Annotated in this window: 23 protein-coding genes and 2 pseudogenes; 13 read left to right on the top strand and 12 right to left on the bottom strand. The window is 54.8% G+C overall.

Annotated features, from left to right (window positions below; all coding sequences use genetic code 11):
• The 5 genes from whiA to secG all read left to right on the top strand — a co-directional run.
• Window positions 1–797 (top strand): DNA-binding protein WhiA (gene whiA / locus RCH87_RS04860; protein ID WP_306515602.1); only part of this gene is annotated, 797 nt, incomplete at its 5' end.
• A 9-nt stretch (window positions 798–806) separates the two neighbouring features.
• Entirely contained in the window at window positions 807–1,814 is a 1,008-nt protein-coding gene (gene gap / locus RCH87_RS04855; protein ID WP_306515601.1) for a type I glyceraldehyde-3-phosphate dehydrogenase, read from the top strand.
• Between the two features lie 75 nt (window positions 1,815–1,889).
• Entirely contained in the window at window positions 1,890–3,104 is a 1,215-nt protein-coding gene (gene pgk / locus RCH87_RS04850; RefSeq protein WP_306515600.1) for a phosphoglycerate kinase, read from the top strand.
• Window positions 3,105–3,237: 133 nt separating this feature from the next.
• The gene (gene tpiA / locus RCH87_RS04845; protein WP_306515599.1) at window positions 3,238–4,017 is read left to right on the top strand and encodes a triose-phosphate isomerase; all 780 of its coding nucleotides are present in this window, start codon (window positions 3,238–3,240) and stop codon (window positions 4,015–4,017) included.
• 164 nt (window positions 4,018–4,181) lie between these two features.
• Window positions 4,182–4,418 carry a preprotein translocase subunit SecG gene (gene secG, locus RCH87_RS04840; RefSeq protein ID WP_306515598.1) on the top strand — a complete coding sequence of 79 codons (237 nt, stop codon included), beginning with the start codon at window positions 4,182–4,184 and terminating at the stop codon, window positions 4,416–4,418.
• Between the two features lie 160 nt (window positions 4,419–4,578).
• On the opposite strand, the gene pgl is transcribed toward secG, so the two are convergent.
• The 5 genes and pseudogenes from pgl to tkt all read right to left on the bottom strand — a co-directional run.
• Window positions 4,579–5,307: a 6-phosphogluconolactonase gene (gene pgl, locus RCH87_RS04835; RefSeq protein ID WP_306515597.1), complete on the bottom strand. Its 729-nt coding sequence runs from the start codon at window positions 5,305–5,307 to the stop codon at window positions 4,579–4,581.
• Between the two features lie 39 nt (window positions 5,308–5,346).
• Window positions 5,347–6,276, bottom strand: a complete 930-nt coding sequence (locus RCH87_RS04830; protein ID WP_306515596.1) for a glucose-6-phosphate dehydrogenase assembly protein OpcA — start codon at window positions 6,274–6,276, stop codon at window positions 5,347–5,349.
• 44 nt (window positions 6,277–6,320) lie between these two features.
• Entirely contained in the window at window positions 6,321–7,769 is a 1,449-nt protein-coding gene (gene zwf / locus RCH87_RS04825; protein WP_306515607.1) for a glucose-6-phosphate dehydrogenase, read from the bottom strand.
• Window positions 7,770–7,908: 139 nt separating this feature from the next.
• A pseudogene (gene tal / locus RCH87_RS04820) lies at window positions 7,909–8,970 on the bottom strand (transaldolase); the annotation flags it as partial.
• Window positions 8,971–9,126: 156 nt separating this feature from the next.
• A pseudogene (tkt, locus tag RCH87_RS04815) lies at window positions 9,127–11,220 on the bottom strand (transketolase); the annotation flags it as partial.
• A 257-nt stretch (window positions 11,221–11,477) separates the two neighbouring features.
• Here tkt and RCH87_RS04810 point away from each other — a divergent pair.
• Complete coding sequence (locus RCH87_RS04810; RefSeq protein ID WP_306515595.1) at window positions 11,478–12,413, top strand: heme o synthase; 936 nt, start codon at window positions 11,478–11,480, stop codon at window positions 12,411–12,413.
• A gap of 3 nt (window positions 12,414–12,416) precedes the next feature.
• Here RCH87_RS04810 and RCH87_RS04805 read toward each other — a convergent pair whose 3' ends face one another.
• The 5 genes from RCH87_RS04805 to mptB all read right to left on the bottom strand — a co-directional run bounded on the left by RCH87_RS04805 (window position 12,417) and on the right by mptB (window position 18,104).
• Window positions 12,417–13,385 (bottom strand): quinone oxidoreductase, encoded by a 969-nt coding sequence (locus RCH87_RS04805; RefSeq protein ID WP_306515594.1) that lies wholly within the window; start codon window positions 13,383–13,385, stop codon window positions 12,417–12,419.
• Between the two features lie 138 nt (window positions 13,386–13,523).
• Window positions 13,524–14,489 (bottom strand): heme A synthase, encoded by a 966-nt coding sequence (locus RCH87_RS04800; RefSeq protein ID WP_306515605.1) that lies wholly within the window; start codon window positions 14,487–14,489, stop codon window positions 13,524–13,526.
• A gap of 240 nt (window positions 14,490–14,729) precedes the next feature.
• On the bottom strand, window positions 14,730–15,491 hold the full coding sequence (locus RCH87_RS04795) for an ABC transporter permease (RefSeq protein ID WP_306515604.1): 762 nt from the start codon (window positions 15,489–15,491) through the stop codon (window positions 14,730–14,732).
• Window positions 15,484–16,446 carry an ABC transporter ATP-binding protein gene (locus RCH87_RS04790; protein ID WP_373690921.1) on the bottom strand — a complete coding sequence of 321 codons (963 nt, stop codon included), beginning with the start codon at window positions 16,444–16,446 and terminating at the stop codon, window positions 15,484–15,486. Before RCH87_RS04790 ends, RCH87_RS04795 begins: the two co-directional genes overlap by 8 nt.
• Window positions 16,443–18,104, bottom strand: coding sequence for a polyprenol phosphomannose-dependent alpha 1,6 mannosyltransferase MptB (gene mptB / locus RCH87_RS04785; protein WP_306515593.1), 1,662 nt, complete (start codon window positions 18,102–18,104; stop codon window positions 16,443–16,445). The genes RCH87_RS04790 and mptB overlap by 4 nt, the downstream gene beginning before the upstream one ends.
• Window positions 18,105–18,473: 369 nt before the next feature.
• On the opposite strand from mptB, the gene RCH87_RS04780 reads away from it, so the two are divergent.
• The 7 genes from RCH87_RS04780 (at window position 18,474) to RCH87_RS04750 (ending at window position 24,790) form a co-directional block, all read left to right on the top strand.
• Entirely contained in the window at window positions 18,474–19,133 is a 660-nt protein-coding gene (locus tag RCH87_RS04780; RefSeq protein WP_373690923.1) for a helix-turn-helix transcriptional regulator, read from the top strand.
• Window positions 19,114–20,556, top strand: a complete 1,443-nt coding sequence (sufB, locus tag RCH87_RS04775) for a Fe-S cluster assembly protein SufB (protein WP_306515591.1) — start codon at window positions 19,114–19,116, stop codon at window positions 20,554–20,556. Before RCH87_RS04780 ends, sufB begins: the two co-directional genes overlap by 20 nt.
• A gap of 1 nt (window position 20,557) precedes the next feature.
• Complete coding sequence (gene sufD, locus RCH87_RS04770) at window positions 20,558–21,724, top strand: Fe-S cluster assembly protein SufD (protein ID WP_306515590.1); 1,167 nt, start codon at window positions 20,558–20,560, stop codon at window positions 21,722–21,724.
• A gap of 77 nt (window positions 21,725–21,801) precedes the next feature.
• The gene (sufC, locus tag RCH87_RS04765; protein WP_306515589.1) at window positions 21,802–22,557 is read left to right on the top strand and encodes a Fe-S cluster assembly ATPase SufC; all 756 of its coding nucleotides are present in this window, start codon (window positions 21,802–21,804) and stop codon (window positions 22,555–22,557) included.
• A 99-nt stretch (window positions 22,558–22,656) separates the two neighbouring features.
• Window positions 22,657–23,898 carry a cysteine desulfurase gene (locus RCH87_RS04760; protein ID WP_306515588.1) on the top strand — a complete coding sequence of 414 codons (1,242 nt, stop codon included), beginning with the start codon at window positions 22,657–22,659 and terminating at the stop codon, window positions 23,896–23,898.
• A 5-nt stretch (window positions 23,899–23,903) separates the two neighbouring features.
• Window positions 23,904–24,356: a Fe-S cluster assembly sulfur transfer protein SufU gene (gene sufU / locus RCH87_RS04755; RefSeq protein ID WP_306515587.1), complete on the top strand. Its 453-nt coding sequence runs from the start codon at window positions 23,904–23,906 to the stop codon at window positions 24,354–24,356.
• Window positions 24,356–24,790 (top strand): metal-sulfur cluster assembly factor, encoded by a 435-nt coding sequence (locus tag RCH87_RS04750; protein WP_306515586.1) that lies wholly within the window; start codon window positions 24,356–24,358, stop codon window positions 24,788–24,790. Before sufU ends, RCH87_RS04750 begins: the two co-directional genes overlap by 1 nt.
• A gap of 122 nt (window positions 24,791–24,912) precedes the next feature.
• Here the strand turns inward: RCH87_RS04750 and RCH87_RS04745 are convergent, their stop codons facing one another.
• Entirely contained in the window at window positions 24,913–25,521 is a 609-nt protein-coding gene (locus RCH87_RS04745) for a response regulator transcription factor (protein ID WP_306515585.1), read from the bottom strand.
• A partial coding sequence (locus RCH87_RS04740) for a sensor histidine kinase (RefSeq protein ID WP_306515584.1) occupies window positions 25,518–26,168 on the bottom strand: 651 nt, incomplete at its 5' end. The genes RCH87_RS04745 and RCH87_RS04740, both read right to left, overlap by 4 nt.

Genomic DNA, 26,168 nt, shown 5'->3' with positions numbered 1-26,168 from the left:
GTATTACCCGCGATGCGAAAAAGATCGCTCGTCGTCTTGGGCTGGTAACAAAATCGGGGCATGCTGTCGTCGGCCTTCCCCCGCAGGTGATTTCTGGCACCATCGCTGATAATGAGGCGGCCTGGCGTGGAGCATTTTTGGCGCAAGGTGTATTGACCGAACCTGGTCGGTCGTCCTCACTCGAAATCGCTTGTCCTTGCCAGGAAGCGGCATTGGCTTTGGTCGGTTGTGCTCGACGTTTGGGAATCGTGGCAAAGACTAAAGAATCACGTGGCACGGATCGCGTAGTGATCCGTGACGGTGAAGCGATTGGGGCACTTCTTAGCCGTATGGGCGCGCAAGTCACGCGTTTGGAATGGGACGACAAACGGTTGCGCCGGGAAGCGCGAGCGTCACAGAACCGGTTGGCCAATTTCGACGATGCGAACTTGCGCCGTTCAGCTCGTGCAGCAGTCACTGCTGCAGCGCGAGTCCACCGAGCGATGGAGATTCTTGGTGACGATGTGCCAGAGCATTTGGCTGATGCTGGAAATCTGCGTGTGAAATATCGCCAAGCCTCCCTGGAAGAACTCGGCAAGCTTGGTGATCCGCAGATGACGAAGGATGCGGTTGCCGGCCGCATTCGCCGCCTGCTGTCGATGGCGGATAAACGCGCTGAGGAGTTAGGAATTCCCAATACCACCGAAGGCATCGACGAGGATCTTTTCGACGAGGAAACTGACTCTGCGCACGATGGTGATGCGCATGACAACGATACCGAGAAGACTGGGCAGGCAGGGCAGAACGATTCGCGGTAGCATGGCCTTATGATTCGCGTAGGAATTAACGGCTTTGGTCGCATTGGGCGCAGCTTTTTGCGCGCTGTCCTCGAATCGCCTGGCGATATCGAGGTAGTTGCCATCAACGACGTGGCAGCACCGGAAACATTAGCTCATTTGCTGAAGTACGATACTGCTTTCGGCATTCTCGATGCGGACGTATCCGTTGATGGCGAGGACAATTTGGTCATCAACGGCGCTCCGATAGCTCTTACTAGCATTAAAGACCCAGCGCAGTTGCACTGGGAAACCCACGGTGTTGACATCGTGGTTGAGTCGACCGGTAAATTCCGATCCAGTGAGCAGGCACGTCCGCACCTGGAATCTGGTGCGAAGAAGGTAATTCTTTCCGCCCCAGGTAAAGATGTTGATGCGACTTTCGTGTACGGCGTTAATTCGGATAGTTACGATAACGCTGCTCATCAGGTTGTCTCGGCGGCTTCGTGCACGACCAACTGTTTGGCACCGATCGCCTCCGTGCTTCATGAGCAATTCGGTATCGTCTCTGGTTTGATGACTACCGTGCATGCCTACACCGGTGATCAGCAGCTAGTCGACGGCCCACACAAGGATTTGCGCCGTGCGCGGGCGGCAGCACACAATATCGTCCCGACCTCTACGGGTGCGGCGAAAGCCGTTGGTATCGTCATCCCCGAGCTCAACGGCAAACTCGATGGCTATGCGCTGCGGGTGCCGACGTTAACGGGGTCCGCAATGGAGCTGACTTTCCGAGCAGAGCGTGCCGTGACCGTTGACGATATCAACGCTGCGGTGCGTGAAGCTGCCGAAGGCCCTCTCGCTGGAATCGTTGAATACTCCACTGCGCCAGTGGTCTCTACTGACATCGTTGGTAACAGTCACGGCGCAATTTTTGACGCACCACTGACTAAGGTCATCGGTGATAATTTGGTCAAGATTGTTGCCTGGTATGACAACGAGTGGGGTTACAGTAGCCAGCTCTTGCGCTTATGCAAGCACGTGGGCGCACAGCTATAACCCGTAAAATACGGCGCTTTAAGTATGAACGAGCGTTAACAAGCATCGAATCCTGAACGCGTAAAGGAAGATACAGTGGCATTTCGTAAGCTCGAGGAACTGTTACAGCAGGATCTAGATTCTCGGCATGTTCTAGTGCGCGCCGACCTCAACGTCCCGTTGACTGACGAGGGCACTATCGCAGATGCAGGCCGAATCAATGCTGCGCTGCCGACTATCCAGGCTTTGGTTGATGCCGGTGCGAAAGTCATCGTGGCTGCACACCTGGGCCGGCCGAAAGGTGAATTCAACGAGAAATATTCGTTGGCACCGGTAGCCGAAGCATTGTCCGAGGCACTCGGCCAGTGGGTGGCCTTGGCACAAGATGTGACTGGGGAAGATGCACATGAGCGCGCGAATGGGCTTAACGAAGGCGACGTCATGTTGCTCGAAAACGTCCGTTTTGACGCTCGTGAGACCTCAAAAGACGCCGCCGAACGCGCTGAATTCGCGACAGAACTGGCCGCACTAGCCGCCGATGATGGCGTTTTCGTTTCTGACGGCTTTGGCGTGGTGCACCGAGCGCAGGCTTCTGTGTACGACGTCGCTGAGAAGCTCGATGCTTATGCTGGCTACCTCGTGGAAGCTGAGCTTGAGAAGTTATCGGTGGTTGCGGATGATCCAGTACAGGATTACACCGTTGTGCTCGGTGGCTCGAAAGTATCCGATAAGCTCGGGGTAATCGAAGCGCTCGCTGGCAAAGCTTCGCATATCATCATCGGTGGTGGAATGTGCTACACCTTCCTCGCCGCGCAAGGCTACAACGTACAGAATTCCTTGTTACAAGAGGACATGATCGATACGTGCAAACAGCTGTTGGAGCGTTTCGGTGACAAGATTTGCTTGCCGGTGGATTTACTCGCCGCCGACGAGTTCTCTGCCGATGCCAATACCCAGGTCGTGGATTTGGCTGGGATTCCGGAAGGATGGCTCTCGCCAGATATTGGACCGCAATCGGTGGAGAAATTCGCAGAAATCATCACTGCGTCGAAAACCGTGTTCTGGAATGGTCCCATGGGAGTGTTTGAAAAAGAACCATTTGCTCACGGCACAGCGGGTGTGGCCAAGGCGATCATTGCTGCAACCAATTCTGGTGCATTCACAGTGGTCGGCGGCGGCGATTCCGCATCGGCGGTGCGCGCGTTAGGGTTGGACGAGAATGGCTTCAGCCACATTTCCACTGGCGGAGGAGCATCGCTGGAATTCCTCGAAGGCAAGCAATTGCCTGGTGTTGCTGTTTTGGAGCGCTAGGGCTCATGAGCTTGGCGACGAATACGTTGCCAAGCTGTTTTATTCGCATTTGCTGTAGCGCAACTGAGCTACCCAACTCGGCACCTGATCCGAGTTATAACCCGAAGCCTCCCACTTAAGCTAGGAGAAACACATGGCACGTACGCCGCTGATTGCCGGAAATTGGAAGATGAACCTTGATCACCTCGAGGCCATCAAAAATATCCAGAAGCTGACTTTCGCTTTACCCAAGGAATACTACGAAAAAGTAGATATCGCCGTTCTCGCACCGTTTACTGATCTGCGCTCGATTCAGACCGTAGTAAACGGGGAGAAAATGAAGATTAGCTATGGCGCGCAGAATGTTGCCCCGCAGGAAAAAGGCGCCTATACCGGTGATATTTCAGCTCCTATGCTGGCGAAGTTGGGCTGTGAATGGGTCATCGTTGGTCATTCGGAACGCCGACAGTACCACCACGAAACTTCCGACTTAGTCTCGCAAAAAGCTCAAATCGCGCATAAGAACGGAATTAAGCCGATCGTATGTGTCGGTGAATCGCTCGATATCCGCGAATCTGGAAGCTACCTTGACTACATCGTCGATCAAGCTCGTAACTCCCTTGAAGGCTTAAACACTCAGCAGCTGCGAGATACGGTGCTGGCATATGAACCGGTGTGGGCGATCGGCACCGGCAAGGCTGCTTCACCGAACGACGCGCAAGAAGTTTGCAAAGCGCTGCGGGAATTAGTCACACGGCTTTCGGACGAAGACACGGCTGCGTCAATGCGTATCCTGTACGGTGGGTCGGTGCGCACCGACTCCATCGCAGAGATAGTCGCCCAGCCAGACGTAGACGGTGGCCTGGTGGGCGGAGCATCATTGGATGGCGAAGAATTTGCCAAACTAGCTGCGGCATCGGTCGCGAATATCTAGCGCGACCATCTAGGAACTGCAGCGACTAACGGCTTGGATGAAACTTACGTTATTGTAATTTTCGTATAAAATTTGCAGTTGGTCACGCACTGATCCACTCTTAGGGGTATACTCGATGGACGGTATACCCATTTAACTCGCACTCTTTGTGAAGGAAAACCTGAATGCAACTAGCGCTGCAGATCATTCTGCTGATAACAGCAGTTTTGATGACGATTTTTATTCTGCTCCACAAGGGTAAAGGCGGAGGCCTGTCGAGCCTGTTTGGTGGCGGTGTGCAGTCAAACTTATCTGGTTCTACTGTGGTGGAAAAGAACCTGACGCGCTATACCATCGTTTTGGCGCTGATTTGGATCGCCGCCATCGTAGCTCTTAACTTGTTGCAGGCTTACAACCTTTAACGCTGAGCTCGGGTAGGTGGCTGGCTCGCTTAGCCGTCTAAAAATTCTCTGAACTCGATCGACGGGCTCACAAACTCACAGGGGCCCGTAAATACAATGACGCCTTCTCTTTAGAGAAGGCGTCATTTTCCTTTGGCAGGAGAGCTGCAGCGTTTAGTAATTAGTGAGCGGGGATGACATCGCTAAACAGTAGCGTCTCGATGCGTCCGTGCACGAGTGTTGCTGGGCAATCCTGGCCTGAGCCTTCTGTCGAAACCAATCGGGCAACTGCGTCTGCTTTATTCTTTCCGGCAGCTAAAAACCAAATTCGATCAGCGAAAGCGAGTTGCGACAAACCAAGGCTTAGGCGTTGCGCCGGTGGTTTAGGAGAATCGGTCACGGTGATGACGGTGGCGTCGTCGTTAAGCCCCGCATGGTTTGGGAACAAAGAATTGATGTGGCCATCGTCGCCAAGCCCGAGCAAGTGGATATCGAAGCCTGCCGGTGCGAATTCTTTGATTTCTGCGGTATAGTCGTCGGCGCGCTCAGTGAGATCATTGCCACCGCTCAGGCTGTATCCATGCACTCGATGCGCGGGAATTTCTAGCTGGTCGAGCAAAACTCGCCGGGCTTGTCCTTCATTGGATTCGCTATCGTCGACCGGAACGTTGCGTTCGTCGCCGAAGAAAAACTCAATCCGAGACCAATCAAGCTCGTGCGAATGCGCAGTTTGTGCTAAAGCTTCGAGAACCGCGAGTCCCGAGGACCCGCCGGTTAGTACGACGCGGGCGATGCCGTCGTCGTGCGCACCGCCCTCGCTGTCTTGAATATCACGAACCAGGGCGATAAACCGTTCGGCAACTTTAACAGCTAGGTCTTGTTTGTCTGTCGCAGGAAAAATCGTTGTCATTCGTGAATATCCTTTCGCAGCAGAGGGCTAAGTGAGCAGTTAGAGGTTTTGGCTTGCGTGTAACGAGCGGGCATAGATTTCGTCAGGTTCTAGGTGTCGCAATTCTTCTGACAAGCGCTCGGCCCAGCAGCGAACATTTAAGGCGACCAGGCTGCGCGCAGCACCCGGTATTTCGACGCTGACGGTATGATTATCTGCACATGAGACACGGATGGATTCGCCGTCGTCCATGAACAACTCTAGTTTCTCGATTGCGAATTGTTCTGGAACTACCGAGATATCCGCGCTAGCATTCGTGCGTGCTGTGTTGTGGCTTTGATAAGAAACTTCGACTCCCAAAGCGTCGGCGAGCCAACCTGCAGCAATAGTCTGTTCCGGACCGCCGTCGCCGCTGATAGTCACCCGCTCTACGTTGTGGTTGGGGTAGCGATCTAAAGCTGAGGCGACGATGCCGCGCCAAGCAGTAATACCGGACCACGCGGTGTCGGAATCTCCCGGGGCATAATGCTGTGCAAGCTTCGAAAACTCTGTCGCGGTGGTGATTCGGCGTTGCGCAATCTGCCCGATCGGATCGGTCGACGGCTTATCTGGGTGCAGTTTAGGCCACCAGGCCACGATGGGGGTATCTGGCAACAGTAGCGGGGTGACGATTGCGGAGGGGTGGTGTGCCATGTCGCCGTTGAGGGTCATGACTACGATTTCCGAGGCGCCAGCCTCTCCACCGACGCGCAATTCCGCATCGAGATAAGTCTCGTCGCTGGAATCTGCAATCAACAGAATCAACACACGAGCGGGGTGTTCGTGCGAAGCATCGCGACTGGCTTGCAAGATTGCTTCTACGTCGTCACTAGCGGAGGCCACGATGACCAACGTCAACACGCGGCCGGTGGTGAGCGTGTAGTGCTCTTGAGCGCGGTTGAGCTCGCGGGCAATATCGGTGGTTGTCGTATCCGTGAGGAAATGAATCATGGTAAATAATTAGTCCTTGTTCTGTGTTGGTACACGGATACTGATTATGGGCGCCGCCAGCTGTGGCCACGTCGTGCCAGCATCGCATCGCTGCTGGCCGGGCCCCAACTGCCTGCGGAGTAACTCTCGGGTTGCTGCGCATGCTCCCAATACTCAAGCATCGGATCAAGAATCTCCCAGCTCAATTCGACTTCTTTGTTCGTAGGGAACAAACTTGATTCATCCAACAGCGCATCCAGAATGAGGCGCTCGTAGGCTGCAGGGGATTCTTCAGTGAATGCTTCGGCATAAGAGAAATCCATGTTGACATCGCGAACTTCCATACCTGAGCCTGGCACCTTTGACCCGAAACGCATGAGCACACCCTCATCGGGTTGGACTCGAATGACGATGGTGTTTTGCCCATGCTGTGCACCGTTATTGGCGAATGGTTGGTGTGGAGCATGCTTGAATACCAGCGCGATTTCCGTGACGCGGCGACCCAAGCGTTTGCCCGTACGCAGGTAGAACGGCACTCCCGCCCAGCGCCTGGAATTGATTTCCAGTGTGCAGGCAGCATAGGTTTCGGTCTTCGATTCTGGATCGAATCCCTCTTCTTCTCGCAGGCCAAGCACTTTTTGTGAACCCTGCCATCCTGCTGAATACTGGCCACGCGCGGTATTGTGTTCCAAGGGCATCGCCAGCGAGGTGGCCTGCAGAATCTTGATTTTCTCTGCACGTAAGGCCGCCGGGGTGAACGAGACCGGTTCCTCCATCGCAACCAGTGCTAGGAGTTGCAGCAAGTGGTTTTGCATCACATCGCGCGCGGCACCGATGCCGTCATAGTATCCCGCACGCCCTCCGAGCCCGATGTCTTCTGCCATCGTAATCTGCACGTGGTCAATGTGTTGTGCATTCCAAATTGGTTCGAAAATCGAATTGGCAAAGCGCAACGCAAAGATATTCTGTACGGTTTCTTTACCGAGGTAATGATCGATGCGGTAGACGGAGTCTTCTGGGAAAACCTGGTTGACAATCTCGTTGAGTTCGCGCGCTGATTTCTCGTTGTGCCCGAAAGGCTTCTCGATGATCACTCGCCGCCATGCACCAGGCTGGGCGCTGACCATGTTTGTGCGTTCGAGTTGGTGGCATACCTCGGAGAAGAAACTTGGGGGGATAGACAAGTAATAAGCCCAGTTGCCGGCTGTACCGCGTTGCCCGTCGACTTCGTTGATTCGGCTAGCGAGCCGGTCGAAGCCAGCATCATCGAATCCACCGACGACGAATTCCATGCCGGAAGCGAGCTGGCGCCATACGTTTTCCCGGAACGGAGTTCGGGCGCCGTCTTGGACTGCCGCTTTGACGTAATCGACGAAATCTTCGTTCGACCATTCGCGTCGACCGAAGCCAACGAGGATGAACGCAGAAGACAATAAGCCACGGTTTGCGAGGTCATAGATTGCTGGCAGCAGCTTTTTATAAGCTAAATCGCCTGTGACTCCAAAAATCACCATGCCCGAAGGCCCGGCGATCCTCGGCAGTCGGGAATCGTGCGGATTGCGCAAGGGATTGTGCCAAGGATGCGACGTCACAGGCGGTTTGTCCTTTCTCTGCCGCACAATGCGGGCGTGGGTCGTACGAGTTGATCAGGCGCTAGTCGCGCTGTAACCGCTGCGAAACCGATTCCAAAAGTTCGTCCCACGCTTTCACAAATTTCTCGATGCCTTCGAGCTCAAGTTTTGCGTAGACGTCTGCGAAATCAATGCCGCATGATTCCAGCTTGCTGAAAACTGCTCCAGCGTTGTCGCCGGCGCCAGTCAACGTATCGCCCTTGATAGTACCGCTATCCAACACTGCGTTCAGTGTGGCTTCCGGCATAGTGTTGACCGTATCGGGGCCAGCTAATTCGGTGACATACATATCTGCAGGGTACTCGGGGTTTTTCACGCCTGTCGACGCCCACAGCGGACGTTGCTTGTGCGCTCCTGGTATGTCGAAATCACGGAACTCGTCGATGAATAATGCATAAGCTCGCCGTGCATTTGCGATTCCGGCTTTTCCGCGCAGCTCGAGTGCTTCGTCGGTGCCAATTTCTTCCAGCCGGTTATCAACTTCGGTGTCAATCCGGGATACGAAAAAGGACGCGACCGAGTGAATCTTGGAAAGGTCAAGACCGTTCTCTTGTGCTTGTTTAATGCCGTCTTTGTACGCACGAATGACTTCTCGGTATCGCTCGACCGAGAAGATCAGAGTGACGTTGACGGATATGCCTTCTGCCAGCGCAGCGGTGATCGCGGGAAGACCTTCCGGAGTAGCGGGAATCTTGATCATCGCGTTCTCGCGGTCGACGGTCTTCCACAGCTCGCGAGCTTGGGAGAGAGTTTTGTCGGTGTCGGCAGAAATACGTGGATCAACTTCGATGGACACGCGTCCGTCGGCTCCGCCGGTGCGTTGATAAACCGACGACAAGACGTCGCAGGCATCTTGCACGTCGTGAATGGCCATCTCGTAGACCGCATCGTCGGCAGTTACTTTCTTCGCTGCCAGCGAGGCAATGTCTTCGTCGTAGGAATTTCCTGTACTCATTGCAGCCGAGAAAATCGCCGGGTTCGTGGTCACACCCAGCACGGATTTAGTCTCGATGAGTTCTTTGAGGTTGCCGGAAGAGATACGTTCACGAGAAAGATCATCTAACCACGTTGCGGTGCCGATGGCTGCGAGTTCTGCGGGGGGGGTATCAGCGTCAGCAGAATCGATAGCCTGCGCTGGGGTCACAGAATCGCTAGCGTGTGCGGACTCTGGATCATTTGAGCTACCGGCATTATTTGCGGCTTTTGGGGAGTTCCAGCCCGAAACTTCAGAAGCTTCTGGTGCTTGCTCCAAAGCTTTTTTCGCTTCGGCTACAACATTGTCGACGCTGAAACCGAACTTCTCGAAGAGCTCTTCTGCTGGAGCTGAAGCGCCGTAATGCTCAAGCGAAACCTGGCGACCATACGGTGCGGTGTATTTGTGCCACGGCATCGCCAGACCGGCTTCGATGGAAACGCGGGCGGTTACCTCGCGTGGCAGCACATATTCACGGTAGTCATCGTCTTGTTCTTCGAACCACTCCAGGCATGGAGCGGAGACCACCCGCGTCGCTACGCCTTCGGATTCCAACCGTTTGGCTGCAGCAACAGCGAGGTGCACTTCCGAACCGGTAGCGAGCAAAATGAGCTGCGGTGACGCTGAGGCTTCGACCAGCACATAAGCGCCCTTGGCGACTCCATCTGCTGCCTTCTCAGCGGTGCCCTCTAGCACTGGTACGTTTTGCCGCGTCAGTGCCAATCCCTTTGGCCCTTTGTCGTGCCGCATCGCAGCAACCCACGCCTGGGTGGTTTCGTTAGCGTCGGCAGGGCGGATGACTGAGAGGTTCGGAATGGCGCGCAAAGCAGCCAGAGTCTCGACGGGCTGGTGGGTGGGGCCGTCTTCACCCAATCCGATGGAATCGTGGGTCCAGACGTAATAGGTATCTGTGCCCATCAAAGCGCCGAGGCGTACGGCAGGGTACATGTACTCCGAAAAAATCAGGAAGGTTCCGCCATAGACACGGGTGTTGCCGTGCAATGCGATTCCGTTCATGATGGCAGCCATGCCGTGTTCGCGGATACCGAAGTGAAGGTTGCGGCCATGCAAAGGGTCGGCCTGCCACATATCGGTCGAGATAGATTGTGGGCCAAACGACGGCGCACCTTTGATGACAGTGTTGTTCGAACCCGCTAAGTCGGCTGAGCCACCCCAGAGCTCTGGTAATTGCGCTGCTAGGACCTGCAAGGCTTCAGCCGAGGCTTTGCGGGTAGCTATACCTTTGTCGTCGGGCTGCCATACCGGCATGTCTTCACCGAAGTTCTCCGGCAGTTCATAGGCCGTCATGCGGTCGAACAACTGCTTGCGCTCGGGATTTTTCTCTGCCCAATCAGCAAAGCGTTCTTCCCATTCTTGCTGCGCTTTGGTGCCACGATCTACCAGCGCGCGGGTGTGCTCTAGTACCTTATCGTCGACATGAAAGTGCTCGTCCGGGTCGAAGCCGAGGAAGTTTTTAGTAGCACGGATTTCCTCTTCGCCCAGTGCTGCACCGTGAGAGGCGCCAGTGTTCATAGCGTTCGGAGCCGGGTAGGCAATCACGGTTTGCACACGAATAAAAGTTGGGCGGGTGGTGTCCTGCTTTGCCAACTTAATTGCTTGTTCCAGCGCGCTTACGTCTTCACCGGAGCCAACCTCGAGCACTTGCCAACCATAAGCCTCGTAGCGCTTGGCGACGGATTCCGAGAATGCAATATCGGTGTCATCTTCGATGGAAATATTGTTGTCATCCCAGAAGACAATGAGGTTGCCCAATTGCTGGGTCCCAGCCAGCGAACAAGCCTCGGCGGTGACGCCTTCTTGAACATCACCGTCGGAGCAAATGGTGTAGACGTAGTGATCAAAGGGGGATTCGCCTGCAGGGGCATCGGGATCGAACAAGCCGCGTTCTTTTCGTGCGGCCATTGCCATTCCGACAGAGGAGGCCAAGCCTTGCCCCAGCGGACCGGTCGTGATTTCGACGCCAGCGGTGTGGCCGTACTCCGGATGGCCTGGTGTTAGGGAACCCCAGGTGCGTAATTTTTTCAGGTCTTCGAGCTCAAGGCCGAAGCCGCCGAGAAAGAGCTGGATGTATTGCGTGAGAGAAGAGTGTCCAACTGAAAGTACGAAGCGGTCGCGCCCTGCCCAATTCGGGTCCGCGGGGTTGTGGTTGAGTACCCGCTGGTAGAGCGTATACGCCAACGGAGCCAGCGACATAGCGGTGCCAGGGTGGCCAGAGCCGCAGTTTTGTACGGCATCAGCTGCGAGCAGACGCACCGTGTCTACAGCGCGGGTATCCGTCTCGCTCCAGTCGCTGGGGTAGCGACGGATGGTTTTAGCTTTGAGTTTGGGTGACAGTGACACAGCCGGTTCCTCGCATCAATCTGTTTACTACGGTGATAACAATGGTGTGCCCCATAGTTTAAAGGTAGGGGCGAACTTTTGCGCACTCGCATGCGATTAGGAGCCACACTGGGGGCAGCGTGTAGGATATGGTGGTTCGAGACAGTGAGTTCTTATCCGCCGAAAGTTGGTGGGAACTTTCCGCCCTTTGTAAACGACTATCTCTTATGCCGTCGAAATCCCACGGACGGTAAGCATCGAGAGAACTAATTGGCACGTTGTTGGAGGATTTTTCCTTGGGGAAGATCAAGGCATATTTCGCGTTAACTAAGCCGCGGATCATTGAACTGCTCTTGGTAGCTGCGCTTCCCGCCATGCTGCAAGCAGAGCGGGGTGCAGATGCGATAGCCAATAACTTCGGCCTAATCATTCTCACCCTGTTGGGTGGCTGGATGGGTGCGTCCGCTGCGCATACTTTTAATATGGTCGCTGATTATGAGCTTGACCAGAAAATGAAGCGCACACGTGGCCGCCCTTTGGTTAATGACGCAGTATCGAAAAGAGAAGCCGCTGTCTTCGGTGCCGTTCTATTGATTATTTCAGTTCTCTGGCTGGGCTTGTTAGCTAATTCTTGGTTGGCAGCACTGTTCGTGATTCTGACAAACGTGCACTACATCCTGGTTTATACCAAATTCTTGAAGCGTCGCACTTCACAAAATATTGTTTGGGGCGGCCTGGCCGGTTGTATGCCAGTCATGGTCGGTTGGGCCGTGATTACGGATAACGCGCCTGCCGATCAACCATCACAATGGTGGCAAGCTATTGCGTTATTCTTGATCATCTTCTTCTGGACGCCACCGCATACCTGGGCTTTGGCTATGAAGTACAAAGATGACTACAAACGCGCAGGTATCCCGATGCTGCCCGTCGTAGCCAAGGAATCTGAGGTTACGCGACAGATTTTGCTGTATTCCGTGGCGATGGTCATCACATCATTCGTCTTGATTCCTGCTGCGTCCTGGATTTACCTTCTAGGTGCTGTTAGCACTGCCGCGGTCTTTTTGTATATGGCATTCCGCCTACACCAGGGCGTGAAAAAAGGCGCCAAGGTGCAACCCATGGCGCTGTTTATCTGGTCCAATAATTACCTGGCGATTCTGTTCCTCACGCTATCAGTCGACGCTGTCGTCGGCTGGACTCCGTTCCTGGGCTAGCGATTAATCGTTCTGGACACGCAGCACTATAGAACCAGTGGTTTTGCGGTCTTGGAGATCGCGATGTGCCTGCGCGGCCTGCTCCAATGGATATTCTTTGCTGATGCGGAACCGAAGAGCTCCATCCACGACTGCCTGAACGACTGCTTGGGCGCGCATTTGAAATTCGCCTTCGCGGCTGGTCCATCCAGCCACCGATGGGCGAGTGAGGAAGATTGACCCTTTCTGATTCAGGATTTGTGGGTCAATCGGACCAACGGGCCCGGAAGCTGCGCCAAACAAACAGACGACACCACGTTCGCGAACCATATCCAACGATTGCTCGAAGGTATCTTTGCCTACGCCGTCGTAGACGACATCGACACCGCGACCATCAGTCAATTCGCGAACTTGTTCCGCCAAATCGGGACCGTAGCGTAACACATGGCTGGCTCCGGCTTCGTAGGAAAGTTTTTCTTTTTCATCACTTGAGACCACTGTGTATACGGTGGCACCAGCTGCTACTGCTAGCTGTGTAGCTACTAGACCCACGCCTCCAGCGCCCGCTGTAATCAAGCAGCTGTCGCCGTCGGCAAGCTCATAGACACCGTGGGTTAAATAATGTGCGGTAATTCCCTGGAGCAGCATCGATGCGGCGGTGGGAAGATCGAAGTCATTCGGCACTGCTACCAATTTCTCACGGTCGACGCAGACTTTTTCGGCATAGGAGCCAAAAGCGGTGTTCCATGCAACCATGGTTCCAACTGCGATGTGCCCAGCAGGGTCGTGTGCGACTCGACCAACACCCTCAAAACCAGGGGTAAATGGTGGTTGGGCGGAATAGATGCCCTGCCGGTAATAAGTATCAATGTAGTTCACGCCGGCAACTAGTACTTCAACGAGAACTTGGTCATCGGTAGGCTCTGGAGCTGCTAAATCAACGAGTTGCAGGACATCAGGCCCACCGGTTTCTTCAATCTGTATTGCCTTCATAACTACGAGGTTACAGGGGATAAGCAACGAGCGACCGTAGTCACGCTTAATACATTAGATTTAGTTAGATTTAGGTCTATAGATTCTAGGGCTCTGCAAGGTTAATGCGTGCAGAACCGATTATTTCGACCAGCGGGATCAGTCCTTTGATTTCTCTGCAGACAATGATTTTTCCCTAGCCAGGGCTTTGTTGAACATGAACGGAGCACCTGGCAAACGTGGTCGGGCATAACCACGCGCCCACAATGCAGCGGTGAAAGCAACCACAACAGAGCTCATCGCAATGTGGAACGGTACTGTCCATCGTGGAACGCCGAGATAAAACTGGGCGACACCAACCGCCCACTGCACGATAATCATGCCAACGAGGACCCAAGCGGTAAATTTGGCGCGTTGCGGAGCATGCTGTTTGTACAGCTGCCAGACCACCAACAGTGTCAATAGCAGATAGGTGTACATGCACACCGCGTGAACAATAGCGAGCATCTCGGTATCGAGCTCGAGGCGACCTTCCATGCCTGCTTCGGCATCACCGGAATGCGGGCCTGATCCCGTCACCATTGTGCCCGTGATGAGCACGACGGCAAGGGCAGCTGCAGCACAAGCGGCGAAGCGACGGGTATTTGCGCCGAAGACCCGTTGTGGAGGTCGTTCGTCGTCCTCCAGAACTCTGGTGTACAACAAAGCTGCAATCCACACCAACAGCATCGATGGCAGGAAGTGCAACGCGACTGACCACCAGTGCAATTCCATGTGTACGGAAATGCCACCAATCACTGCTTGAACAATGATGCCGACGATGGATAGCACGCCGTAGACGATTAATTCACGCCGACGACCAGCTTTCCACACGGCAAACAAAGCGGCGATCGCGGCCGCGACTACAACGAAAGTGAGCAACCGGTTACCGAATTCAATAATTTGGTGAATCCACGGCTGCGCACCTGCCACGGGGACGAGCGAACCTTCCTGACAGTTTGGCCAAGTATCGCAGCCTAGTCCGGAACCAGTGACTCGGACGATCGAACCAGAGACAGTAATTCCAGCTTGGGAGAGAAGCAACAGCAGAGCCAAGCGACGTTGCCACCGGAGGTTGGGACGCATTTGTTCAGGCGGTGACTGTAGTGAATTCGTTGCCGCAGTTGAAGATTCTGGCCCTGCGACTTTGCTGCTGGGCTGCTGGTTTACGGTACTCACAACGCTCATCCTACTCGGTACGTAGTCTCGTTCCGAACTAGCGCGCATCCCGGCTGACTAGTGATTGCTCACAGTATTACTACTGTTGTAGCAACAGTCGCAGCTTAGCGAATTCGACTGAGTCTACTGAGCACTGAGCCTACAGAGCTAAGTAAAACTGAATTTGTTGACCGCTAATGCAGTCGCGAACAGCCCCCACGCGGACGTGATCACTAATTCGAGCAACGGGAATGCCCCGGCAAGACTTTCGGAAAGTGCAGATGCTACTGCCACGGAGGGAACAAGCGACCAGATGCCGTTATCGCCGAGTCCTTGTGAATACAACACCCATCCAACAACGCCAAGCAGCACGAGCCAACAGAAATTACTAAGTCCTAATACCTTTTCGGCTGCCAGGGTACCCCCTAAGAACAAGCCAAAAGCTGTAAAAGTGCCAGCTGAAAGCAAGAGCACGAGGGCGGCTAAAATTATTGACCCGAAATGAGCACTGAAACCAAGGAAAGCGGCCACGATAGATAGGATGACCGCTTGTAGCAAGGTAACAATGACGATTGCACAAATTTTTCCTTGGATGATGGCCCGGCGTGGCACCCCGGATGCCCCGAGTCTCTTGAGTGCTCCATAGCGGCGGTCGAAGGCGACCGCGATGGCCTGGCCGGTAAATCCTGAGCCCATGGCGGCGACGGTGATTACCATGGGAAAAATTTCGTCGATTCCGCGATTTTCACCGAGGACTGGAACCGCTGAGGCGCCAATCAAAATCGCCAACGGCACGACGATGTTCAGCAAAAGCTGTTCGCCGTGACGCAGGATTAACGACGTTTCCATGCGCGTTTGCGCGAGCGTGATGCGCAGTGTCGAAGCTGGTTTAGGGCCGGGGCGAAAGGTATCGGTTGGAAAACTATGCACGATGATCAAGCTTATCGGTGACAGAAAGGAATACTTCTTCCAGATTACGGGCAGTGACGTTGAGTTCTTGCAACAAGGTATTGTGTTCGGCAAGCAGGCTAGTCAATTGTGCGAGCAGTTTCGGCGTAGGTTCAGCGTGCAATTGGTAACGGTTGTGGCCGACTGTGCTCAGACGCCACTCGTCGGGAAGGACTCCTGGTGGTAGCTCCTTGTTGGTGGAAAAGCTTAGACTTTCGCCTGCAAATTCTGTGAGCAGCGATTCGGGACTGCCTTCCAGCTGTAGGCTGCCGTGATCAATGATGTAGATATAATCTGAAAGCCGCTCGGCTTCATCGAGTAAATGGGTCGTCATTACTACGGTTACGCCGTCGCGACGCAGTGCTGAGATGAGATCCCACGTCAACCGTCGCGCCTGAGTATCCATACCTGCGGTCGGCTCATCAAGAAATACTAATTCAGGACGCGGAAGTAAGGCCAGCGCGAGGGAAAGTCGCTGCTGCTGCCCGCCTGATAAACGGCGGTACGATGTCGAACGGTGTGCGCTCAAGCCGACGAGTTCTAATAACCATTCGGGGTCATGGGGGCTCAAACAGTATTGTGCCGCCAATTTCAATTGCTCGATGACCGTCGCGCCAGAATAACCACCACCGCCTTGTAGCATCATCCCGATATGTTGGCGGACTTTGTCGGGCTCCGTCGAAGGGTCCATCCCAAGAACGGATACTTTACCTGCGCTGGGTTTGGTAAAACCTTCACAGATTTCAATGGTGGTGGTTTTTCCTGCACCGTTTGGCCCAAGCAGGGAGACAATACAGCCGCGAGGCACAGTTAGGCTTAACGCGTTGACTGCTGTGGTGTCACCGTAGCTTTTGCTGACGGAGTCGAGCACCACGGCAGGCGTTTCTTGCGCGTTTGCCTCGTTTGAGCCATCGAAAGTTGTATGCACGCTCATCATTGTAAGGCAGAGTCTCGCTGACGACGTAGTAGGTAATAAAACACGCTGGCGAGACCAAAAATGGCCAGCACACTCAGGAACGCTTGCACATAAATGGCGGCAACGACGTCAGCGGGTAGCGCCATACCTCGAGGCAAGGTCAAAAAACTGACGATGACGCAGTAAATCGTTACTAAGAAACGGAAGACCGCACGATTGGCCCATGCGGCAAGGGGGACGATCGCCCACAGCAAATACCAGGGGTGTACTACAGGGAAGAATATGACGAGAACCAACGTGGCTATACCAAGCCCACCCACTGGGTTGATTGCTCCCCGCAAAGTAGCGAAAAGCATGCGCACGAGAAAAATGCCAGACACTACGACACCGAGGGTGCGTGTAAGCACCAAGATTGATTCGGTGTGATCACCGAGCCCGAGCAGTGAGCCGATAAAACCACTGCTTACTCCCAATGCAGTGGTCAAGGATAACCAACTGCGAATGCTCGCAGCACCACCTTGTGCACTAATCCAGCCGAGGTCGATTCCCGTGGCGACGGTAGCGGTGAAGATACTAACAACGAGCACTATGAGATAAAACCCTGCGGCAATTATCACAGCAATCCACTGGCGCATGCCTTTGTCTGCTAGCGATTTTGCGAGCATCATTCCAACAAAACCCAAAGCAATAAAGCCAGTAACCTTGACCATGCCCGCGCAGGAAATGAGGAAACCGCTCGTCGCCAGTAATGCCCATCGTGTACTTGTCTTCGAGGAATCAATCCCGCGAAACGCCAGCTCGACACCGACGAGCAGGAACCCTAATAGAATTGCTTCGTTGTGGATGCCACCCAATAGATGCAGCATCACGACTGGGTTGAGTACTCCTAGCCAGAGTGCAGTTTCTGGTGCGACCTGGCAGCGACGCGCCAGTTTCGCTAGAGCCCAGGCCATAGCCACGATGCCGAGGAGGGAAATAATTCGGTGGGCTAAAACTCCGAAGATGATGCCGTCGCCAGTCACATGACTGATCATCCCTGCGATACCGAGAGCCACTGGCCCATACGGCGACGGGGACTGTGCCCAAATGAAAGGGACAGAGCGCGCGAGTGGATCATCAACACCTAGCAGCTCTACCGGACCTGCCTCATATGGGCTAAGTCCTTGGGCGACGATTGAGCCATTCGCGAGGTAGGAATAAATATCTTGTGTGAAAAGCGGGGCAGTGAACACTAATGGTAGCGACCACGCTGCCAACGTTTTCTTTAAATCTGTAGTGGTGACAGTTCTGTTGTGGTCAGCTCGAAAACACAAGTCGATGCCGACGAATCGCGCCATCCCGATCCATGCGAAAGCTAGCAGTGCGATTCCCATCATCACCAACGCTGACGACGTCTGCAGCATTCGCGCCATCAAAGACCCCAGGGGGAACTCTGAATAAGGGTTATTAATCACCGGAAGTGCTCCGGCGCCCAAGCCGCCGAGCCCAATCAGAAGCGTTGCCACGGTGCCGAGCCAGCGTAAAAAGCTAAACCATCGTCGTTGCGATCTCGTTGGCTGGGCTTGGGAAGGGATCGGTGATGTCTCGTCGTGTAACTGTGCAGAGCGTGAACCCGCAGTCCCCACGCGCGGTAAAACCGAGCGAATAGGTGGCCAAGGGTTGAGCGTGCGCAAATTCACGAAAGTATATTTTAGTCATAACTCATGCGAGCGGGCAGCAGCTGCGGTCGCCACGTTTGTGAAATCCAACAGCTTTAGCCTTGGGCAGCCGCGCATCTGCTTCGATGAAACAGAACTAAGGCTTTATATGGCCAGCTGTGCTCGGTTGTAGTTCAGAATGATTAGCCTGGTTCAGTTGGACACTGCGCCTGATTTAAGGAACACTAGTGTTGTCAAATGATGACGAACCGATGGAGCTTAAGGAGGTGCATGGTGGTGGCCCGGTCACATGAGACCGCTCGAAGTGAGAGTGGATCCAGTGAGCTTTCAGCTTCTGGAACTTCCTCGAAAGAAACACGCACCACTGACGGCGATACGCGGCGCCAAGTAATGCACTTGTTGCTCACGCTGGGGCCAGTTACGGCCAGCAGTCTCGGTGATCATCTCGGCTTATCGGCCGCGGGTGTGCGCAGGCATCTGGACATTTTAGTGGAAGATGGTCTCACCGAAACCGTACAGCGACGCCCACGTGGGCAATCGCGTGGGCGTCCGGCGAAGCACTTCCGTCTCACGGATCGAGGACGTGCTAATTTTGGGCACTCCTACGATTCATTGGCAGCAGACGCCCTCAATGCCCTGCGAGAGGCCGGGGGACCGGACGCTGTTCGTGAGTTCGCGCGTCAGCGGGTTCTACGAATTCTCGATAGAATTACACCAGCGTCATCGCTTGACGACGTTGACAATGAAACCGTGGAACGTACTGCTGAGCAACTCGCGGAAGCTTTAAATGCCCATGGCTACGTGTCGACGGTGCGCCCGTCGGAATCTGGCATTCAGGTGTGTCAGCATCATTGCCCGATTGCTCACGTAGCAGCAGAGCATCCCGAGTTGTGCGAAGCCGAGCATGAAGTTATAACTTCACTGCTCAGCCATCACGTGCAGCCCTTGGCAACCATCGCGGACGGCCACGGAATCTGCACTACAAATATTCCCTTGACGCAATCACCCACCATCATGAAAGGAGCTGGTCATGACTCAGGCACAACCTAAGCCAGAGACTCCACAGATGACCGATGATGAGATTATCGATTCGATCGGTGCTTATGAATACGGCTGGCACGATACCGACGTTGCGGGAGCATCCGCAGAACGCGGAATTAGCGAAGACGTCGTGCGTGATATCTCACGGCGCAAAAATGAACCAGAATGGATGCTCGAAGCTCGCCTGAAGGCATACCGGATCTTTGATAAGAAGCCGATGCCGACGTGGGGTGCAGATCTCTCAGACATCGATTTCGATCAGATTAAGTACTACGTCTCGTCCACCGAAGGGCAGGCGGCTTCTTGGGAAGACCTTCCAGAAGACATTAAAGCCACCTACGACAAGCTCGGTATTCCAGAAGCCGAAAAGCAGCGCCTGGTTGCCGGTGTTGCCGCACAGTACGAATCCGAAGTTGTTTACCACCAGATTCGTGAAGACTTGCAGGAAAAGGGCGTCATCTTCGTCGACACCGACACCGGTCTGCGCGAATACGAAGACCTCTTCAAGGAATACTTCGGCTCCGTGATTCCAGCCGGTGACAACAAGTTCTCCGCGCTGAATACCTCTGTATGGTCCGGCGGCTCCTTTATCTACGTGCCGAAGGGCGTCCACGTCGATATCCCGCTGCAGGCATACTTCCGCATTAACACGGAAAACATGGGTCAGTTCGAGCGCACTCTGATCATCGTGGACGAAGGCGCGTACGTGCATTACGTTGAGGGCTGCACCGCGCCGATTTACAAGTCGGACTCGCTGCACTCTGCCGTCGTGGAAATCGTCGTCAAGAAGAACGCTCGTTGCCGCTACACCACGATCCAGAACTGGTCGCAGAACGTTTACAACCTCGTGACCAAGCGTGCGAAGGCCGAAGAAGGCGCCACCATGGAATGGGTCGATGGCAACATCGGCTCGAAGGTCACCATGAAATACCCAGCCGTCTGGATGACTGGCGAAGGCGCCAAGGGCGAAGTTCTGTCCGTGGCTTTTGCCGGCGAGAATCAGTTCCAGGACACCGGCGCCAAGATGGTGCACATGGCTCCACGGACTTCCTCCAACGTGGTATCGAAGTCGGTTGCCCGGGCAGGTGGCCGTGCTTCCTACCGCGGACTCGTGCAGATCAACAAGAACGCGAAGCACTCGACGTCGAATATTGAGTGCGACGCCTTGCTGGTCGATTCCATCTCGCGTACCGATACTTATCCATACAACGACATCCGCAACGAGTACGTCACTCTCGGCCACGAGGCGACGGTCTCACAGGTCTCCGAAGAGCAGCTGTTCTACCTGATGTCGCGCGGTATCGCTGAAGAAGAAGCGATGGCGATGATTGTGCGCGGCTTCGTTGAGCCGATTGCTAAAGAGCTGCCAATGGAATACGCACTCGAATTGAACCGCTTGATCGAACTACAAATGGAAGGATCCGTGGGCTAAATTGGTTAACTCCAACGAATTCAATACCACGAAAGCAGCCACGAAGGGCGACCAATTCACGTCGTTCAACGTCGATGATTTCACGGTGCCCAGCGGACGCGATGAGGTCTGGCGCTATATCTCTCTGCGCAGCCTTCGCGGATTGCACGACGGTACCTTCGCCGAGGTCGTCGAACAGAACATCAGCGTGAGCGAACAAGACGGCGTCAAGAGCGAAAAAGTTGCTCCGGACGATTCCCGTCTGGGACGTGCGGGCGCACCGGCAGACCGTGTCGCAGCGCAAGCTTGGACTTCGATGCCCGCTGGTCAGGTCATCACCATTGACGGCGATAAGCAGTACGACGATGCTGTGGTCATCACGATCACCGGTGCAGGCGACGATGTAACGTCTTTCGGTGCTACGTCGGTAGAGATCGGCAACCATGCTGAGGTCACCGTCGTATTGAACTACCAAGGCACAGGCACGCACGCAGACAACGTGGAATTTGTCATCGGTGACGGCGCCCACGTCAACGTCGTGGTTGATGCCGATTGGGACGATGACGCAGTGCACCTGTCACACCAGGTTGCATCGCTGGGACGTGACGCAACCCTGCGCCACAACGCAGCCATCTTTGGCGGCGAGATCGTTCGCATGGTGCCTCGCGTTGGTTTCCGTGCACCAGGTGGCGACGCGGAATTGCTGGGCGTGTACTACGCATCCGAAGGTCAATACTTCGAAAACCGTCTGCTGATGGATCACTCGCAACCATCGTGCCGTTCCAACGTCATGTACAAGGGCGCGATTCAGGGAGCACCGGGCTCTTCCAAGCCAGACGCCCGTTCGTGCTGGGTTGGCGATATTCTGATTCGCTCAAACGCAGAAAACACTGACACCTACGAGGTTAACCGCAACCTGTTGCTGACCGACGGTGCCCGCGCAGATGCGATTCCAAACTTGGAAATCGAAACCGGCGAGATCGCTGGAGCTGGCCACGCTGCAACCGTCGGCCGATTCGACGACGAGCAGGTTTACTACCTGATGTCGCGCGGTATCCCAGAAGGAGAGGCACGTCGTTTGATCATCCGTGGCTTCTTCTTGGAGATCATCAACCGCATTCCAGTGCAGAATTTGCGCGAAGACTTGGCAAAGCGAGTCGACGACGAACTCGCAAGCATCTCGGCATAACACGAAATCGAAATCGCTAGGGCAGCGGCTCCAGCCGCCCCTACACGCACGACCTATAACCACGGAAAGAGTGAGCTATGTCTACCTTGGAAATTAAGAATCTGCACGCTCAGGTGCTGCCGTCGGATGAGACCGCAGAGCCAAAGCCAATCCTGAAAGGCGTCAACCTGACCATCAAGTCGGGCGAAACTCACGCCATCATGGGACCAAACGGCTCCGGTAAGTCGACCTTGGCCTACGCCTTGTCGGGTCACCCTCGTTACGAAATCACCGACGGTGAAGTGCTTCTCGACGGCGAAAACATCCTGGAGATGGAAGTTGACGAGCGCGCGCAGGCCGGTCTGTTCCTCGCTATGCAGTACCCAACCGAAGTTCCGGGCGTTTCCTCGTCGAACTTTATGCGCTCAGCAGTATCCGCCGTTCGCGGTGAAGCCCCAAAGCTGCGTGAATGGGTCAAGGAAGTCAACGAAGCCCGCGAGGCGCTGTCTATCGATAAGTCCTTCGGTGAGCGCTCGGTTAACGAAGGCTTCTCCGGTGGTGAGAAGAAGCGCCACGAAGTATTGCAGCTGGGTCTGCTGAAACCAAAATTCGCCATCATGGACGAAACCGACTCCGGCCTTGACGTTGACGCGTTGCGTATCGTTTCCGACGGAATTAACCGTTACCAGGAAGAAACCAACGGCGGAATCATGATGATCACCCACTACAAGCGCATCTTGAACTACGTTAACCCTGACTTCGTTCACGTGTTTGCTAAGGGACGCATCGTCGAGACTGGCGGTGCTGAATTGGCCGACACCCTCGAGTCCAGCGGTTACGACCAGTTCATGTAAACGCGACCACTAATGGTCCAGCCGGTACGGTCATGCACTCGAGGCATGACCGATCCTGCAACGTTTGCACAGATACGAAGAAACTAGGTTTAACTTTCGATGTCTACTTTGGATACCGATGCAATTCGGGCCCAATTTCCGATTCTGTCGCGCACGGTCCGCGGCGATAAGCCACTGATCTATCTGGATTCAGGTGCGACGTCGCAGCGCCCAGCGGCAGTGTGGGAAGCAGAAAAAGAGTTCGTGCTGAATTCTTTCGCACCCGTGCACCGAGGTGCTTACCAATTGGCAGAGGAAGCCACCGACGCTTACGAAGATGCCCGCGAAGCAATCGCGCGCTTTGTCGGCGTCGCGGGTGCGGACATCGCATTCACCAAGAATGCCACCGAAGCACTGAACCTAGTTGCCTTCACCTTGGCCGACCCGCGCGCAGGGGATCTGCACGTGGGAGAGGGCGATACCGTCGTGGTCAGCGAGCTCGAACACCACGCGAACCTCGTCCCTTGGCAGGAGCTGTGTGAAAAGACCGGAGCCACGCTGAAGTGGTACACGACGACCGACGACGGGCGCATTGACCTAGATTCCTTAGAGCTCGACGAAACGGTGAAGGTCGTTGCCGTTAGCCACCAATCGAATGTCACTGGTGCCGTGGTCGACGTCGACGAGGTCGTGCAACGCGCACGTGCCGTCGGCGCTGTGGTGGTTTTGGATGCTTGCCAATCGGTCCCACACATGCCGGTAGATTTCCGCGCGCTCGATGTTGATTTCGCGGCATTTTCCGGGCACAAGATGTGCGGGCCATCCGGGGTTGGCGTGCTCTACGGCAAGCCGGAGTTGCTGGCAAAGCTGCCACCGTTTCTGACCGGTGGATCGATGATTGAAGTCGTCAAAATGGAATCCACCACCTTCGCGGAACCGCCACAGCGCTTCGAAGCCGGCACGCAAATGACCAGCCAGGTCGTCGGCCTGGGTGCGGCCGTGAAGTTCTTGGAAGAGGTCGGAATGGACAACATTCACGCACACGAACAAGAACTGACGAAGTATTGCCTAGAAAAATTGTCCGCGATCGACGGCGTACAGATTGCTGGGCCACTGGATACCGAAAATCGTGGCGGAGCCGTATCTTTCGTCGTCGACGGGGTGCACCCGCACGATTTGGGGCAAGTCCTGGATGATCAAGGCGTGTGCGTGCGCGTCGGGCACCACTGCGCGTGGCCAGCGCACCGCAGTCTCGGAATGCAATCAACTGCCCGGGCAAGCTTCTACCTGTATAACACCATCGAAGAAATCGATGCGCTTGCCGACGGCATCGTTCACGCCCAAGAATTTTTTGGAGTCTGATCTAGATGAATCTCGAATCGATGTATCAGGAAGTGATTCTAGATCACTATAAAAACCCGCAGCACAGGGGACTTCGTGATCCCTATCAAGCCGAAGTTCACCACGTGAACCCCTCCTGTGGTGATGAATTGACGCTGCGCGTACAGCTCTCAGCTGACGGCCAGACCGTCGATGACATCTCTTACGACGCCGTTGGATGCTCGATCTCGCAGGCCTCAACCTCCGTGATGGCCGAAGAACTCATCGGAATGTCACGGGACCACGCGATGGAAAAGCTTGCGGAATTTGAGCGCATGATTACCTCCCGCGGTAAGGAAGAAGGCGATGAGGAACTCATCGGTGATGGTGTTGCGTTTTCGGGTGTCTCGAAGTACCCAGCCCGCGTAAAATGTGCACTACTCGGGTGGAAGGCGTTCCAATCCGCGACCGCGGATGCGCTGAATGAATTGGAGAAATAATGTCTGAGAATACTCAAACACAGAACTCTGACCAGCCGGTTGATCCGTACCAGAATGAGAACTCCTCATTCGACGGTGCGCGCGAGAAACCGGAACAAACCGAAGAGCAATTAAGCCTGGCTTATGACTGCGAAGAATTCTTGCGCGACGTCATCGACCCAGAGCTTGGTATCAACGTTGTTGATCTCGGCTTGCTCTACGACATCTGGATTGAAGAAGAAGGCGAGAAGACCCGCTGCGTTATCAACATGACGCTGACTTCGCCAGCCTGCCCGTTGACCGATGTGATCGCCGAACAGGCAGAACAAGCTGTCGTGGGTAACACGAAGTGCGATGAATTAGAACTCAACTGGGTATGGATGCCGCCATGGGGTCCACAGATGATCACGGATGAAGGTCGCGAACAGCTGCGCGCACTCGGCTTCGCCGTATAGCCGCCGTACCTTTAGCTTCTGATCTGATCAGCAGAAGCATTCGACGCCCCGTTGCTAGTTCTACTAGTGGCGGGGCGTCGAACTGTACACCCTATTATGTCGGGCACTGATCAATCCAATTTTTAGATCCAGCCGTTCTTCTTCGCCAGGTATGCCGCCTCGTAACGGTTACCCGCTCCCGTTTTCGCCATGATGCTGGAAATATGGTTACGCACCGTTCCCGGTGACAGAAACAACGCTCTGGCTATGGCAGTCGAGTTTTTGCCCTCGAATAGCTGTTGGCATACCTCAATTTCGCGCTTGCTCAGGGGATTATCGGGCGTCAATAAACTTTCTTGTGCAAGCGTTGGGTCTATCACGCGCATGCCGGCCTGGACCCGGCGGATAGCGTCGGCAAGCTGTTCTGGTGGGGTGTCCTTGACGACGAACCCATCCACCCCGACTTCCATTGCACGTTTGACGTACCCGGCTCTGCCGAAAGTTGTGACGATTATGCAACGGCAAGCCTCATGAGAAAGCTCCGCTGCTGCATCCAACCCGTTGAGCCCAGGCATTTCGATATCTAACAGGGCTACATCAATCGATTTTTCCCGCACGAGGCGCACAGCCTCTGTGCCAGTGGAGCATTCGGCCACAACCTCGATATCTGATTCCGCGTTTACCAGCGCGACCAGCGCGCCGCGTACCAGCGATTGGTCTTCGGCGATTAGTACTCGGATCGGTGGGGTCATGGGGTAGATTCCTCTGTCACAGCGCCGTTATCGATCAGTGTGTTGTCATCGCTCATGGAAACTAGCACGGTGCTAAGTCCCTCTTTGCGTTGTATGATCAGCCGTCCGCCGGCGGCTTCAATTCTGTCGCGCAAGCCTGACAGCCCGCCCTTCGTATGCGTCCACTGGCATTGAAAACCACAGCCGTTATCTTTTACCTGCAGCTTAGTGTTTGTGATACTTATCCAGCACTCAGTCGCTCCCGAATGTCTTAGCACGTTCGTCGTGAGCTCTCGTAGAGCCCAGGAAAACACCGAATCGTGAGGGCCCGGTGCCGTTAACGGCTCGGGTAGGTGCGCAGTAATTTCTTTAGTTTCCAAAGCCCGGCGTGCTGCTTGCAGTTCGCCAGCGAAGGTGGGGGTGCGCATGCGGGTCACGGTGGAGCGAACTTCGGCTAGCCCCGTGCGCGATAGCTCGCTGATCTCGTTCAGTTCCTGCCGTGCCTGCTCAGGATTAGAATCGATGGCTCGTCGTGCGACCTCGGATTTCAAGTTGATAACCGTCAGGGAGTGCCCTAACAGGTCGTGGACGTCGGTGGCGATATCTTCGCGTTGCTGCGCTAGATCTAGCTTGTGTCGAAGTTCGTCGCGAGATTCTTCATATTGGAT

Source organism: Corynebacterium sp. (assembly GCF_030826625.1).
Taxonomy (GTDB): domain Bacteria; phylum Actinomycetota; class Actinomycetes; order Mycobacteriales; family Mycobacteriaceae; genus Corynebacterium.
This window is presented reverse-complemented; position numbering and strand designations above follow the sequence as displayed.

Coding starts and splice junctions, on each gene's coding strand:
- RCH87_RS04745 (WP_306515585.1), bottom strand. CDS start 25,521: ATGACCCCACCGATCCGAGTACTAATCGCCGAAGACCAATCGCTGGTA.
- tpiA (WP_306515599.1), top strand. CDS start 3,238: ATGGCACGTACGCCGCTGATTGCCGGAAATTGGAAGATGAACCTTGAT.
- RCH87_RS04790 (WP_373690921.1), bottom strand. CDS start 16,446: ATGATGAGCGTGCATACAACTTTCGATGGCTCAAACGAGGCAAACGCG.
- RCH87_RS04800 (WP_306515605.1), bottom strand. CDS start 14,489: ATGCGTCCCAACCTCCGGTGGCAACGTCGCTTGGCTCTGCTGTTGCTT.
- sufC (WP_306515589.1), top strand. CDS start 21,802: ATGTCTACCTTGGAAATTAAGAATCTGCACGCTCAGGTGCTGCCGTCG.
- pgl (WP_306515597.1), bottom strand. CDS start 5,307: ATGACAACGATTTTTCCTGCGACAGACAAACAAGACCTAGCTGTTAAA.
- RCH87_RS04780 (WP_373690923.1), top strand. CDS start 18,474: ATGCACTTGTTGCTCACGCTGGGGCCAGTTACGGCCAGCAGTCTCGGT.
- zwf (WP_306515607.1), bottom strand. CDS start 7,769: ATGGTGATTTTTGGAGTCACAGGCGATTTAGCTTATAAAAAGCTGCTG.
- gap (WP_306515601.1), top strand. CDS start 807: ATGATTCGCGTAGGAATTAACGGCTTTGGTCGCATTGGGCGCAGCTTT.
- RCH87_RS04760 (WP_306515588.1), top strand. CDS start 22,657: ATGTCTACTTTGGATACCGATGCAATTCGGGCCCAATTTCCGATTCTG.
- RCH87_RS04830 (WP_306515596.1), bottom strand. CDS start 6,276: ATGATTCATTTCCTCACGGATACGACAACCACCGATATTGCCCGCGAG.
- sufU (WP_306515587.1), top strand. CDS start 23,904: ATGAATCTCGAATCGATGTATCAGGAAGTGATTCTAGATCACTATAAA.
- secG (WP_306515598.1), top strand. CDS start 4,182: ATGCAACTAGCGCTGCAGATCATTCTGCTGATAACAGCAGTTTTGATG.
- RCH87_RS04805 (WP_306515594.1), bottom strand. CDS start 13,385: ATGAAGGCAATACAGATTGAAGAAACCGGTGGGCCTGATGTCCTGCAA.
- sufB (WP_306515591.1), top strand. CDS start 19,114: ATGACTCAGGCACAACCTAAGCCAGAGACTCCACAGATGACCGATGAT.
- RCH87_RS04750 (WP_306515586.1), top strand. CDS start 24,356: ATGTCTGAGAATACTCAAACACAGAACTCTGACCAGCCGGTTGATCCG.